Genomic DNA, 14484 nt, shown 5'->3' on the forward strand with positions numbered 1-14484 from the left:
CGTATAAATTTGCTCAGGATTTTTTGTGAAAGAACCACGCTTTCTTTAAAGTCTGTAAATCAAATTTAAGTAAACTAAGATTCAATTATTTCGTTTTTTATGAAAATAATAAATAAAATTGCGACTGTTTTTTTGATGTTATTTGGTATATTGAGCGCATTTGCGGGAGTGACCCCGCCAAGTCCTCCTGCCACTACGGCTAAAGGTGCTGTGGCTTTAGCTGGTCCACCGCCGCCACCTGCTCCAATTGATGGTATTGGTTTGTGGATATTGATCTTCGCAGCAATCTTATTAGGGATATATGTAATCTATAAATATAAATTAAAAACAAAAGCTTTAGTGTAAACTAAAGCTTTTGTTTTTATGGTAGTTTTTGTTTTTATTTGTTTATTGAGTAGAGTTTTGAAATGTATTTTCCTACTACATCAAATTCTAAATTTATTTTAGTTCCGATTTCGAAATTTTTGAAATTTGTATTTTCAAAAGTATAAGGTATTATGGAAACACTGAACTCGTTTGTTTTGGAATTTACCACTGTTAAGCTAACTCCGTTTACAGTTATTGAACCTTTTTCGATTGTAATATTGTTTAGGTTTTTATCGTATTGAAAGGTATAGTTCCAGCTTCCGTTAGCTTCTTCGATTTTAATACAGATCCCTTTTTGGTCTACGTGGCCCTGAACTATATGTCCATCCAGGCGGTCACCAAGTTTCATTCCTCTTTCCAGATTAACAATGTCTCCGGTTTTCCAGTCTCCAATGTTGGTTTTTAAAATAGTTTCCTCAATTGCTGTTACAGTATAAAAAGAATCTTTTATAGCTACAACTGTCAGGCAGATTCCATTATGGGATACACTCTGGTCAATTTTTAATTCGTTTGTTATAGAGGAGTCAACTGTTATATGAAGATTGTTTTGATCTTTTTGTATTTCGTGAATCCTACCTAAGGTTTCTATAATTCCTGTGAACATTGTTGGTTTTATTTACTAAATTTGCACATCAAAATTAGTAATAAATAATTGGAGCTCATGAATAAAAAAGCAGAAAATATAATTGTTGGGATTTCGATTGGAGATTTAAACGGTATTGGAAGCGAAGTTATATTAAAAACATTCGAAGATTCTCGTATGTTGGAATTATGTACGCCGGTTATTTTTGCAAATGCCAAAATACTTTCTTTTGTTAAAAAAAGCTTTACGTCCACAGTTCAGTTTCACGGCATAGACAAATTAGAACAGATTATACCAGGCAAAATTAATGTGTATAATTTATGGAAAGAAGGTGTTGATATTAATTTGGGGACTAACGATGAAAAAATAGGAACGTATGCTATAAAGTCATTTGTAGCTGCAACTAAGGCTTTAAAAGAAGATTTGATTGATGTTTTGGTAACTGCTCCTATAAATAAATATAATATTCAATCAGAAGATTTTAAATTTCCCGGACATACTGATTATTTAGATCAGGAATTAGAAGGAAATGCTTTGATGATGATGGTTCAGGATAATTTGAGAGTAGGTTTGTTAACAGATCATGTTCCTTTAAGTGAAGTTTCATCACATTTGACAGATGAATTAATTACGAGAAAAATTGAAACGATCAGAAAATCTTTGATTCAGGATTTTAGTATTGTGAAACCGAAAATTGCAGTATTGAGTTTAAACCCTCATGCAGGTGATGGAGGTGTAATAGGAAAAGAAGATGATTTAGTGTTAAAGCCTGCTTTAAAGAAAATATTTGACTCAGGTACGATGGTTTTTGGGCCATTTCCTGCCGATGGCTTTTTTGGAAGCGGTCAGTATGAAAAATATGACGCCATTGTGGCGACATATCACGATCAGGGATTAATTCCTTTTAAGACACTTTCATTTGGAAAAGGGGTTAATTATTCAGCAGGACTGAATAAAGTGAGAACCTCTCCGGATCACGGTACAGCTTATGATATTGCCGGAAAGGATATGGCAGATTATAATTCTTTTAAGGAAGCAGTGTATCTTGCAATTGATATTTTTCGTTCGCGTAATCAATATGAAGAGATTAGTGCAAAACCTCTTAAAATAAAAGAAAAACAGTTATAAACAAAAAAAGGTGAATAAGATTATTAGTTTTATAATAATTTTATATCTTTGCACCCCAATTCAGGTATCTGAGTTTTAGATACTAATTGGACAAATTGATGTTGAAATGAGCAAAACAAAAGAATTTTTAATTCCTTTCGTGGGATTAAAGCTAGGAAAACACCATTTTGAGTATCAAATAAGTAACAAGTTCTTTGAGAACTTTGATTATGATGAATTTCAAAATTCTAATATCAAAGTAAATTTAGTTTTAGACAAAGGAAGCAACCTGTTAGAGTTGAATTTCAAACACAAAGGAACCGTAAATGTGCCCTGTGATTTAACCGGAGAAGATTTTGATTTACCTATAAAGGGAAAGATGAAACTCATCGTTCGCTTTGGAGATGAATTCAATAATGACAATGAAGAATTGCTGATTTTGCCTCATGGCGAATTCGAATTAGATGTTGCGCAATACATTTATGAAATGATTGTATTGTCGGTTCCGCTAAAACGGGTTCATCCAGGCGTGAAAGACGGAAGTTTGCAAACCGAAGCGCTTATAAAACTAAATGAATTAAAAGTCAAAGAAGTAAAAGAAGAGAGTAAACAAGAAGAAGATACTGACCCGCGTTGGGACAAATTAAAAAAACTATTAACGGATAAATAATATAGTAAAATGGCACATCCTAAGAGAAAAATCTCGAAAACAAGAAGAGATAAGAGAAGAACACATTATAAAGCTACTGTAGCTCAAATCGCTACATGTCCTATTACTGGCGAAGCACATTTATACCACAGAGCTTACTGGCATGAAGGTAAAATGTATTACAGAGGGCAAGTTGTTATCGATAAATCTGAAGCGGTTGCTTAATACGTTTTTTTAAATGATATTAGAACTCTCACTATGTGAGAGTTTTTTTTGTTGGATATAACTTTCTTTTTTAAGGAAATTTACGACAATGCGTTTAGATTTTTTTTTGTAATTTTCAAGTCTTTTAAAAATTTTTCAAATAGTAGTATTTGAGAGGAAATAATAGAATATAATGAATACAATCACAGCCGCAATTACCGCTGTTGGAGCTTATGTTCCAGACTTTGTACTTTCAAACAAAGTACTAGAAACAATGGTCGATACTAATGACGAATGGATTACTACTCGTACCGGAATAAAAGAAAGAAGAATTTTGAAAGATGCTGATAAAGGAACTTCATTCCTTGCTATAAAAGCAGCACAAGATTTAATAGCAAAAGCTAATATTGATCCTTTGGAAATCGATATGATCATTATGGCAACAGCTACAGCTGATATGCCTGTAGCGGCAACAGGTGTATATGTTGCAACAGAAATTGGAGCTACAAATGCTTTTGCTTATGATTTGCAGGCAGCCTGTTCCAGTTTTTTATACGGAATGTCAACTGCCGCAGCTTATATTCAATCCGGAAGATATAAAAAAGTCTTATTAATTGGTGCTGATAAAATGTCATCAATTGTTGATTATAAAGACAGAACAACCTGCATTATTTTTGGAGACGGAGCAGGAGCAGTTTTATTTGAGCCAAATTATGAAGGATTAGGTTTGCAGGACGAATATTTAAGAAGCGATGGCATAGGACGTGATTTTCTAAAAATACCAGCCGGAGGTTCTCTTGTGCCAACTACTTTAGAAACGGTACAGCAAAACAGACATAATATTATTCAGGATGGAAAAACTGTTTTTAAATATGCTGTAACAAATATGGCTGATGCAAGCGATACAATTCTGAAAAGAAATAATTTGACTAACGAAGATGTAAATTGGTTAGTGCCGCATCAGGCGAACAAACGTATTATTGATGCGACTGCAAGCAGAATGAATCTTGAAGACTCAAAAGTATTAATGAATATCGAAAGATATGGTAATACGACTTCGGCAACTTTGCCATTAGTGTTATATGACTTTGAGCACTTGTTGAAAAAAGGAGATAATATTATTTTTGCCGCTTTTGGTGGTGGATTCACTTGGGGATCTATTTACTTGAAATGGGCTTACGATACCAAATAAATTAAAACTAAAAACGAATCATTATGGATTTAAAAGAAATTCAAAACCTAATCAAATTTGTAGCAAATTCGGGAGTTGCAGAAGTAAAGTTAGAAATGGATGATGTGAAAATTACCATTAGAACAACTTTAGAAACAAATGTAACTGAGGCTACTTATGTGCAACAATTACCTGCTCAGGCTACATTGCCACAAGCAGTTGCTCCTCAACAGGCACCGGTAGTTGTAAATGTAAATAGTGAAGCAGCAGCTCCAGCTGAGAATTCTAAATTCATTACTATAAAATCTCCAATTATCGGGACATTTTATAGAAAACCATCCCCGGATAAGCCAGTTTTTACTGAAGTAGGAAGCACAATCGCTAAAGGTGATGTTCTTTGTGTAATTGAAGCAATGAAATTATTCAACGAAATCGAATCGGAAGTTTCAGGTAAAATTGTAAAAATTCTTGTTGACGATATGTCTCCTGTAGAATTTGACCAACCTTTATTTTTAGTTGATCCATCATAATTTTTAAAAATTCCAATAGAGAAATCACAAAAACCAATTGTTGGAATTTGGAGATTGGAATTTGTAATTTTTAATTTAAATAAGATGTTTAAAAAAATATTAATTGCGAATAGAGGAGAGATTGCACTTCGTGTAATTCGTACTTGTAAAGAGATGGGAATCAAAACTGTTGCAGTTTACTCTACAGCCGATGCAGAAAGTTTGCATGTTAAATTTGCAGATGAAGCGGTTTGTATTGGTCCTCCTCCAAGTAACTTATCGTATTTGAAAATGTCAAATATAATTGCTGCTGCCGAAATTACCAATGCAGATGCAATACATCCAGGATATGGATTTTTATCTGAGAATGCTAAATTCTCAAAAATTTGCCAGGAACACGGAATCAAATTTATTGGTGCCGCTCCTGAAATGATTGACAGAATGGGAGATAAAGCTTCTGCAAAAGCGACTATGAAAGCTGCAGGAGTTCCATGTGTACCAGGTTCAGAGGGATTATTAGAATCTTTTGAGCAAACACAACAATTAGCTAAAGAATTTGGTTACCCGGTGATGCTTAAAGCAACGGCCGGTGGTGGTGGAAAAGGAATGCGTGCCGTTTGGAAAGAAGATGAATTGTTGAAAGCTTGGGAAAGTGCACGTCAGGAAGCTGCTGCTGCATTTGGAAATGACGGTATGTATATGGAAAAACTTATCGAAGAGCCTCGTCATATCGAAATTCAGGTTGTTGGAGATGCATACGGAAAAGCGTGTCACCTTTCTGAAAGAGACTGTTCAGTTCAGCGTCGTCACCAAAAGCTAACTGAAGAAACACCTTCACCTTTCATGACAGACGAATTGCGTACTAAAATGGGAGAAGCTGCTGTAAAAGCTGCTGAGTTCATTAAATATGAAGGTGCCGGAACAGTAGAATTTTTAGTGGATAAACACAGAAATTTCTATTTCATGGAAATGAATACGCGTATTCAGGTAGAGCATCCAATCACTGAACAGGTCATTGATTATGATTTAATTCGTGAGCAAATTATGGTAGCTGCAGGAATCCCAATTTCAGGAAGAAACTATTTGCCTGAATTGCATGCTATAGAATGCCGTATCAATGCCGAAGATCCTTATAATGATTTTCGTCCTTCACCGGGAAAAATCACGACGCTTCACATGCCTGGAGGACACGGAGTTCGTTTAGATACTCACGTTTATTCAGGATATACAATTCCGCCAAATTACGATTCAATGATTGCTAAGTTAATTACAACAGCACAATCCAGAGAAGAGGCAATTAGCAAAATGCGAAGAGCTTTAGATGAATTCGTTATTGAAGGTGTAAAAACGACAATACCTTTTCATAGACAATTAATGGATGATCCAAGATATATAGCAGGAGATTATACAACTGCTTTTATGGATACTTTTAAAATGAATCCAATCGAATAAATACTAAACCTCATTGAAAGATGAGGTTTTTTTATGCCTCGATTTTGCACTCCTCTTTATTTAACCAACTCAGACTAATTATTTAATCCAAACTTAAAATTAGGGCAATCTAAAGAGGGTACTTTTGCAGATAAAAAAACATGAAATCTTTTTCGTTTCTCATTATTACACTTTTTATAGGTTCTGTAATAATGTCTTTTAATTCTGGTGATGATGAATACATATCTACAAATGCTTTAATTAGTCACGGATTAAAAACATTCAAAGATCAATTAGCTATTTTAAAATCGGATGCCCATCTGTTTCAGGAGAATAAAATTTCAAAAGAGGCTTTACAAGAGTCATTAAAAAACACCCGAAATTTATATAAGGAAATAGAGTTTTATATTGCATATCATTACCCTGAATTTTCCAAAACCCATATTAATGCCGCACCATTATTTCATGTAGAAGGTACAGGTACGGCATCAAATACATTACCGCCAGAAGGATTACAGGTTTTGGATGAACTTGTATTTTCAGATGAAGTAAGTACGCAACAAAATAAAATAGTTGAAATAACAGATTTTCTTTATAACAGTTATAATGATTTTTATTTAAGTTCAGTAAAAAACGGTTTATCTGAAGAAAAGAATAAAACGCTTCCTGTACGGATAGAACTAATCAGAATCTATACGATGGGTGTTACAGGGTTTGATACTCCAGGTTCGCTTAATGTTTTTGAAGAATCAATTCATGCACTAAAAGGGATTGATAATTACATTAAAAAAGATGATTACTTTAAAAAATTTGACACTCAAAAAGCAGAGAAGTTATTAGGAGGCAGTATCAAGTATCTTTCTGAAAACAGCAATTTTGACACTTTTGACCGAATAGAATTTTACAAAATGCATCTTCAGCCTTTATATGAAGAACTGGGGAATTGGGATAATTCTCCTGATGACTTAAAAGAAATATCGGGATGGAATAGCAACAATAAAAACTTTTTTAACGATGATTTCCTGAACCCTTATTTTTATACACTTTTAAAACCATCTGAAGATAATGCCGAATTGAGATCTTTGGGTAAAGAAATTTTCTTTGATAAAAAGGTGAGTAATGACAGCAAAATGAGTTGTGCTTCCTGTCATTTGCCCGAAAATGCTTTTACCGATTTAAAAATAAAATCATTAAGTAATGTAGAGGGGAAAACAGTTTTAAGAAATTCCCCTTCGTTATATAATGCTGTTTTTGCTAAAAGATTTTTCTATGACATGCGTGCCTTTTATCTGGAACAACAAGTAGAACACGTTATTTATAATGAACAAGAGTTCAATACGAGTTATGAAAGCATCATCAAAAAACTAAAAACAAATCCAGAGTATAAAAAAGCTTTCAAAAAAGCGTTTAAAAATGGAGATATTGATAAACAAAATTTCTCTAAAGCTTTGAGCTCTTATGTTGCATCGCTTTATTCTTTCAATAGTGATTTTGATAAATTTATGAGAAACGAAAAAGAGATTTCTCAAGATGCCAAAAAAGGCTTTAATCTTTTTATGGGAAAAGCGGCCTGCGCAACTTGTCACTTTGCCCCGAATTTTTCAGGATTAGTTCCTCCTTTCTATAATGAAAATGAATCAGAAGTTTTGGGAGTAACCAAGAATCCATTGCAAATTCTTCCAATTGAAATAGACGCGGATAAAGGCAGAATAAACAGTAATGTAAAAAAAGAGAATTCATGGATTTATGAAAATTCTTTTAAAACAATGACGGTAAGAAATGCTGCTCTTACAAAACCCTATTTTCATAATGGTGCTTTTTCAACTTTAGAAGAAGTAATCACTTTTTATAATGAAGGCGGTGGGGAAGGAATGGGTTTAGAAATTAACAACCAAACCTTGTCTCCGGACAAACTTAATCTGGATCAAAAAGAAATAAAACAGCTTGTTGCTTTTATTAATTCCCTGACTGACATCAGTAAAGCCCAATACTAACTTAATATTAACTGCTTAACATTGAGTTTAAGATTTGCTAATTTATTAGCATGTTTATTTAAAGTAAGCGTAATACAAAGTCCGGTACAGAAAAATAACTTCGCATAGTATAACAAAACATACTATACCGTGAAAAAAAAATTACTTTCAATTGCAGCTCTTTTATTAATCACAAGTTCAGCAATTCATGCTCAGACTACAATTTTTGATAAAGGTTCATCATGGAGCTATGATGACAATGGCGTTCAGTTAGTAGATCAATGGAAAAATCCTGATTTTAATATTTCAGGGTGGCTTTCAGGAAATGGACCATTAGGATATGGAGATCCTGTAACAACTACCATCAAAAAGCCTTTAAATGCAGCCTATTTTACTAAAGATTTTACAGTTAATTTATCAGATCTTAGTACTACGATGGAACTTGGAGTAATGAGAGATGACGGAATAATTGTTTTTTTAAATGGAGTAGAGGTAGTAAGGGATAATATGCCTGTTGGAACAATTACCTACGAAACACTTTCAAATACAACAATTGATGGAGCAAATGAAAGCATTTACAATATTTTTTCTATTCCGAAGGCAAATTTTGTACAAGGAACTAACAGAATTTCAATTGAACTACACAATAGAGGAGCAAGCAGTTCTGATTTAAGGATGGATGCTTATCTTAAAAAAGCAGACGCACCAGCAGTAATTCCTCCAGATACTTCTTGTAATGACGGAAATCACATCAGCTGTTTTACCTCTATTGTGCCTACAGTTCAGACTGCTAAATTAATTATTCCTTCACAGCACAAATATCAAATGATTCTTAAAGAAGGCGATAATTATACTGAAGGTGGAGGATTCATTGGAGGTCAGAATGATTTTACGGGTTATGTAGCTAAAAAAACAAGCGGTGTGGCAAGCAGTACAGATGGATATCTTTCGGTAAACCATGAAACAAATCCAGGTGGTGTTACAATTGCAGAAATTAATTACAATGCCACAACAAAACTTTGGGGATTGACAAAGTCAAGAGCGGTTGATTTTTCAACACCAAGTTTAGTGCAGACGATCAGAAACTGTTCCGGAGGGGTTACGCCTTGGGGAACTATCGTTACTGCAGAGGAATCGGTAACAGGGAATGATACAAATGGTGATGGTTATAAAGATTATGGCTGGTTAGTAGAAATTGACCCGGCTACAGCTGAGGTTGTTTCTAAAAATACTAATGGGACTAAAGGGAAACTTTGGCAAATGGGAATTATGAATCACGAAAATGTAGTGGTTAATAATGCCGGAACAATAGCTTATTATGGAGAAGATGGCGGAACACACATGTTGTACAAATATACTTTAGATACTCAAAATGACCTTTCTTCTGGAAATTTATATGTCTTGAAACTGGATCAGGGTTTAACTAATGGAAATCCGGTATCTACAACAGCAACTTGGATTCAGGTTCCAAATAAAACACAAGCAGATCAAAACAACACAACTTCTTTGGCAGAGTCATTAGGTGGAACCAAATTTAACGGAATAGAAGATGTTGAAATAAGTCCGTTAGACGGTAAAATATATTTTACAGCAAAAGGATTAAACAAAGTATATCGTTTAAAAGATAATGGAACAACAGCTTCAGATGTAGAAGTTTTTGTAGGTGGATTATCAACTGTATATTCTTTTAATACTTCAGATGGAGTTAAAACTGAATCCTGGGGTGATGGAAACGATAATTTAACTTTTGATGAGTTAGGGAATCTTTGGGTCCTTCAGGATGGAGGAAAAAATTATATTTGGGTAATAGCTCCAGATCATACTCAGGCAAGCCCAAAAGTTAAGCTTTTTGCTTCTATGCCTGCTGGTTCTGAGCCTACCGGCCTTACTTTTACACCAGATCATAAATTTGGTTTTTTCTCTATTCAACATCCGGGTTCAGGCATTGCTACAGATGTTGATGCCACAGGAAATACTATTGATTACAGAGGGAAATCAGCCACAATAGTTATAGCATTAAAGCAAAATTTAGGGACAGATGGTTCGTTGGGGATGATTGATCATCCAACACAAAGTGATATTGTTGTGTCTCCTAATCCTACTTCAGGAATTGTACAGATTAATTCAGATAATCTTAATAATTTGCAAGTTACAGCTTACAACATGTTAGGGCAAATTGTTTATAAAAAGTTTTTCTCACAAACAGGTTCAGTTACGGAATTAGATTTGACGCGTCAACTTCAATTTTCGAATATGCTCCTTTTAAATATAGAAGCTGATGGGTTTCAAAAAACGGTAAAACTTCTAAAAAAATAAGTATTAATTTTATTTTTTAGCTGCCGGCATTTTTATGTCGGCAGCTTTTATATTTATGAAAAAATTACTTTTAATAATTGCAATTGTTTTTTCTGTCTCTTCTGTAAAAGCACAAATTGATCCAATCAAATACCCTACTTATACAGATATTGATGAGGCGCTTTCAAGTAAGAAAATTGTTTATAGTGTAAGTTTCAGAAATAAAGGATTGTACAACATTCCTCCTGATATTATAAAACTGGACTCTCTATTTTTTCTAAATGTAATGGGAAATCATTTAGAAAAAATAGATAAAGCTATATTTTCTCTAAAGGAACTTGAAATTTTGAATGTTAATGAAAACAGCATTAAATTTATTCCGAATGAAATTAGTGAATTAAAAAAACTAAAAACTTTTTCGATAAACCTAAATAGTTTAACAACTATAAATTCAAATATTTCAAAACTTCAAAACCTAAGAGTTGTGCACTTTGAGTCAAATAATTTAAACATTTTTCCCGAAGCCCTTTTAAGCATACCTTCTTTAGAAGAGATAAATCTCAATAATAATCAGATAAGTTATGTTTCAGATAGTCTTGATAAAATAAAAAACTTAAAATATCTCAATCTATCTTCTAATCAAATTAATGATTTAGGAAAAGTAAAATTGCCTAAAAACTTAAAATATTTAGAATTACAAAAAAATAGTATTATAAAAGTTCCTGAAACATTATTTCAATCTAAAAATATTGAATATCTGAATTTAAGTGATAATGCTGTCACTCAAATTTCTCCAAGGATTGAGAAACTAAAAAATGTTGTAAGTATAAATTTGGCTAATAATAAACTAAAAGATTTGCCCGTAAATATTAAGCATTTGCAACAACTCAAAACGCTGATTCTGGTAGGTAATCCTATGGATAAAGAAACGGTTGCTAAACTTAAAGCTTTGATGCCTCAAACAACAGTTTATTTTTAAAATCAAAATCTAGCATATTTTCTTTATTCTTCACTATTTAGATGTAATGGATTTTTACCTTCTTTAGAATTTAACAATGTCTGATAAATCTCTTCATTACAGGATTTCATAAAAAAAGCCACATAATTAAATGTGGCTTTTTTATCTGTTTTAAAGCAATTAAGCTGTCTAATTATTTATTTTGAAAGTAACTCTTCTTACCAGCTTTCTTGCTGTAGCAGATTCTTTATCTACTGAAGCATCTACACCTCCACTTACAACATTTATTCTTTCAGAAGCAATTTTCGCTTTAAGAAGAATGTTTTTTACACTGTTTGCTCTTTCAGTTGCTAATTTTTCATTGTATGTAGCGTTTCCAATCTCATCAGCATAACCCGTAATTTCTACTGAAGCTGAAGGATTGTTTCTTAAGTAATTTAAAACAAAATTAATACCGTCCATAGAAGAATCAGTTGGAGTCGACTTATTAAAATCAAAATAAGCTGCAACATAACCTCCGTTAACTAAATTTGTAATTGATTGGCTGTCGCTGATTGGAGCCTCTGATTTATTTGCGTAAGTTTTTGTTAAATAACTTTCTAATTCATCAGGTATTCCATTATTATTTAAATCAACAGCTCTTCCTTTAGAATCTACCATAAGTCCGGCAATAGTATTTGGTTCAAGATCTAAATAATCAGCAACACCATCTTTATCACTATCGATTAACATTTTTTCAAGAGCATCAATTCTTTCTCTTTGAGCAAGTACATCCTTATCAATAAGAGTAACCCAATCTGCATGCTTTTCATTTTTTCCAAGATATAATGTTAAGCCTAAAGTTCCATTAAATAGAGCTCCGTTGAAACCTTTTTCCGGATTTACTGCAGCCGCATCGTATGTGTAGCCTTGAAGAGCGTTCATGATAGTTGAAAAATCTCCTGTCAAAACCAATTTGTTTGATAGTTTAATCTGACCAGTTATACCAATAATAAAATTAATCATTTTATCATCTAGCGAAGAATTTTTATCCTCAAAGTATGCAGCACCAAATCCTGTATGTCCTAATAAACCAATAGTATTAGTCCAGGTTTCAAAGTTCATAATTCGTCCTAAATTGGCTATACCCTGAACATCAAATCTATAGTATTTTGTATCAAAAGGAGTTGAGTTTTTTTCTTCCTGGAAGCTATTATAGCCCAAATCAGCTTTCAAACCAAATTTGTTGTTGAACATATATCTTGCACCCAAATCAACTACAAAAAGACTAGGCGTTGATGTATAAAATTTCATTGGTTTTTGTGGTTTGTTAAATCCACCTGAAAATTCTATAGACCATTTGTTGAAATTTCCATCTGTTAAACTTTCACCAGTGCTTGTCTGAGCATTAACCGTTAAAACTGTCACAAGTAGAACAAGTAATAGTATTATTTTTTTCATTTAATTACAATTTTTAAAATTTTGGTGCGAAATTACAATATATTTCTTTAACATATTGATGTACAAATTATATTTATAATGAAATTGTTTGCTATTTTGTTAAAAAAATATTTTATGCAATATTTTTCTGTAATTATTTTTCTGTATTTGTTTTTTTTAAAATATTTTATAAGTTTTTTCCCTAGCAGAAAATGTTGTTGCCACAATAATCTATAAAATCAAGGTCTTCAATTTTTTTTAAACCCAAACTTTTTAAACCCATACTATAAAATGTTTTTTTGCTGCATTATTTATAAGTAACTTAGAAACACTTTTCTTGTGTATTTTTTACACACATTTTTTTAAAATTACACACTTCTTTCATATAAAAAAAAAGCTTATTTTTAGTTAACTGTATTAAAAACAGTACTTTAGCTCTTAATGTTAGATAATTTTAATTGCGGCATAATAATTTCTCTATCTAAAGCGTAAACAATAATAAATAATTAAATATATACACTATGAAAAATTTATTTTTATCAGCCGCAATCGTTTTGGGAAGTTTAACTTCATTTGCTTCGACTTCTCCAATATCAAATACAATAGTAAAAACAATTTCAGTTCAGGATGAATATACTGAAGTTAAATTAGAAGAAGTACCAGCAGCAATTACAGAAGCTCTTAAAAAAGCATATCCAGATGCTGTCCTTTCAAAGGCATATAAAAACGAAAAATCTGAATATAAATTAGATGTTACTGTTGGTGACAAAGTAGGTAATCTTTTTGCTAATGCAGATGGAACCTGGATTAAAAAATAATCAAAGTAACCCTTAAAGCTATTAATATGAAAAAGTTAATCTTATCAACAGCAATCGTTTTAGGAAGTTTGTCTATTAACGCAGCTACATTTAGAAGCTCAACAGATCCAGTTGTCAATTTAATAATTCAGGATGAATATAAAGAAGTTGATGCTGTACCGGCAGCTATTAAAACAGGATTGGACAATGCTTATCCAGGTGTAAAACTTGAAAAGGCATATGTGAATGACAAAAAGGAATATAAAATCGAAATAACAGTTAGAGGAGAAAAATCTACTGTCTATACAGATGAAAAGGGAAACATTATTAAAAAATAAATTAAAAAAAAACTATTATGAAAAAATTAATCTTATCTGCAGCAATTATTTTAGGAGGGTTGTCAGTTCAGGCCGCTACCCCTCCAGAAACAATTTCTACTGCAAAATTCATTACTATTCAGGATGAGTATACAGAAGTTGCTGCAGATGCAGTTCCAGACGCTGTAAAGTCTACAATTGAAAAATCTTTTCCTAACACGAAACTTGAAAAAGCGTACAAAAACGAAAAAAACGAGTATAAGCTCGAAATTTCAAGCGGAGATAAAAAGTATACTGTTTTTACAGATGCTTCAGGAAACATCATTAAAAAATAATTAAAAAATCAGCATTATGAAAAAGTTAATATTATCAGCAGCCATAATTCTTGGAAGTTTGTCAATTTACGCAACAACTACGACTAATGTTGAGCCCGTAAAAACAAGTATAAGTTTTCAATCAGAATATACCGAAGTTAAGACAGAAGAAATTCCGGCTGCTGTAAAAACAGCCTTAGAAGCGGCGTATCCGGGAGCAAAGCTTGAAAAAGCCTTTGTTAACGATAAAAAAGAATACAAATTAGAAATATCAGTTGGAGACCAAAAGGCTACTGTTTACTCAGATGTCAATGGTAACTGGTTAAAAATATAATTAGGTGAATTAGATTTATGTTTTTGGTGAAAAAGAGATTGCTTTTAGCAGTCTCTT

16 protein-coding genes are annotated in these 14484 nt (G+C 32.5%); 14 read left to right on the top strand and 2 right to left on the bottom strand.

All coding sequences use genetic code 11. The features are described 5' to 3' along the window. Nucleotides 1–150: 150 nt before the first annotated feature. The gene (locus tag ACEN2I_RS07850; protein ID WP_441765544.1) at nt 151–345 is read left to right on the top strand and encodes a hypothetical protein; all 195 of its coding nucleotides are present in this window, start codon (nt 151–153) and stop codon (nt 343–345) included. A gap of 34 nt (nt 346–379) precedes the next feature. Here the strand turns inward: ACEN2I_RS07850 and ACEN2I_RS07855 are convergent, their stop codons facing one another. After that, a complete protein-coding gene (locus ACEN2I_RS07855; protein ID WP_441765545.1) occupies nt 380–970 on the bottom strand; it encodes a riboflavin synthase in 591 nt (196 codons plus the stop codon). Nucleotides 971–1027: 57 nt separating this feature from the next. Here ACEN2I_RS07855 and pdxA point away from each other — a divergent pair, with 57 nt between their 5' ends. The 9 genes from pdxA (at nt 1028) to ACEN2I_RS07900 (ending at nt 11267) form a co-directional block, all read left to right on the top strand. Next, nucleotides 1028–2077, top strand: a complete 1050-nt coding sequence (pdxA, locus tag ACEN2I_RS07860) for a 4-hydroxythreonine-4-phosphate dehydrogenase PdxA (protein ID WP_441765546.1) — start codon at nt 1028–1030, stop codon at nt 2075–2077. 106 nt (nt 2078–2183) lie between these two features. After that, nucleotides 2184–2726 carry a YceD family protein gene (locus tag ACEN2I_RS07865; RefSeq protein ID WP_441765547.1) on the top strand — a complete coding sequence of 181 codons (543 nt, stop codon included), beginning with the start codon at nt 2184–2186 and terminating at the stop codon, nt 2724–2726. Between the two features lie 9 nt (nt 2727–2735). Then, nucleotides 2736–2930, top strand: coding sequence for a 50S ribosomal protein L32 (gene rpmF, locus ACEN2I_RS07870; protein ID WP_031455170.1), 195 nt, complete (start codon nt 2736–2738; stop codon nt 2928–2930). A 172-nt stretch (nt 2931–3102) separates the two neighbouring features. Beyond that, nucleotides 3103–4101 carry a beta-ketoacyl-ACP synthase III gene (locus ACEN2I_RS07875; RefSeq protein ID WP_441765548.1) on the top strand — a complete coding sequence of 333 codons (999 nt, stop codon included), beginning with the start codon at nt 3103–3105 and terminating at the stop codon, nt 4099–4101. Nucleotides 4102–4124: 23 nt separating this feature from the next. Next, nucleotides 4125–4610, top strand: coding sequence for an acetyl-CoA carboxylase biotin carboxyl carrier protein (gene accB / locus ACEN2I_RS07880; RefSeq protein ID WP_441765549.1), 486 nt, complete (start codon nt 4125–4127; stop codon nt 4608–4610). An 84-nt stretch (nt 4611–4694) separates the two neighbouring features. Further along, entirely contained in the window at nt 4695–6041 is a 1347-nt protein-coding gene (gene accC, locus ACEN2I_RS07885; protein WP_441765550.1) for an acetyl-CoA carboxylase biotin carboxylase subunit, read from the top strand. A 140-nt stretch (nt 6042–6181) separates the two neighbouring features. Beyond that, nucleotides 6182–8014: a cytochrome-c peroxidase gene (locus ACEN2I_RS07890; protein WP_441765551.1), complete on the top strand. Its 1833-nt coding sequence runs from the start codon at nt 6182–6184 to the stop codon at nt 8012–8014. Between the two features lie 129 nt (nt 8015–8143). Then, entirely contained in the window at nt 8144–10309 is a 2166-nt protein-coding gene (locus tag ACEN2I_RS07895; protein WP_441765552.1) for an alkaline phosphatase PhoX, read from the top strand. A gap of 55 nt (nt 10310–10364) precedes the next feature. Then, nucleotides 10365–11267, top strand: coding sequence for a leucine-rich repeat domain-containing protein (locus tag ACEN2I_RS07900; protein WP_441765553.1), 903 nt, complete (start codon nt 10365–10367; stop codon nt 11265–11267). 168 nt (nt 11268–11435) lie between these two features. On the opposite strand, the gene ACEN2I_RS07905 is transcribed toward ACEN2I_RS07900, so the two are convergent. Then, nucleotides 11436–12686 (bottom strand): OmpA family protein, encoded by a 1251-nt coding sequence (locus tag ACEN2I_RS07905; protein WP_441765554.1) that lies wholly within the window; start codon nt 12684–12686, stop codon nt 11436–11438. Nucleotides 12687–13186: 500 nt separating this feature from the next. Here ACEN2I_RS07905 and ACEN2I_RS07910 point away from each other — a divergent pair, with 500 nt between their 5' ends. Genes ACEN2I_RS07910 through ACEN2I_RS07925 form a run of 4 tightly spaced genes read left to right on the top strand, consistent with a single transcriptional unit; the run spans nt 13187 to nt 14427 of the window. Continuing rightward, complete coding sequence (locus tag ACEN2I_RS07910; RefSeq protein WP_441765555.1) at nt 13187–13483, top strand: hypothetical protein; 297 nt, start codon at nt 13187–13189, stop codon at nt 13481–13483. A gap of 26 nt (nt 13484–13509) precedes the next feature. Further along, nucleotides 13510–13800 (top strand): hypothetical protein, encoded by a 291-nt coding sequence (locus ACEN2I_RS07915; protein ID WP_441765556.1) that lies wholly within the window; start codon nt 13510–13512, stop codon nt 13798–13800. Between the two features lie 17 nt (nt 13801–13817). Continuing rightward, a complete protein-coding gene (locus tag ACEN2I_RS07920) occupies nt 13818–14114 on the top strand; it encodes a PepSY-like domain-containing protein (protein WP_441765557.1) in 297 nt (98 codons plus the stop codon). A 16-nt stretch (nt 14115–14130) separates the two neighbouring features. Then, nucleotides 14131–14427, top strand: coding sequence for a hypothetical protein (locus ACEN2I_RS07925; protein ID WP_441765558.1), 297 nt, complete (start codon nt 14131–14133; stop codon nt 14425–14427). Nucleotides 14428–14484: the final 57 nt, after the last annotated feature.

It is taken from the genome of Flavobacterium sp. W22_SRS_FK3 (genome assembly GCF_052113665.1).
GTDB lineage: Bacteria > Bacteroidota > Bacteroidia > Flavobacteriales > Flavobacteriaceae > Flavobacterium.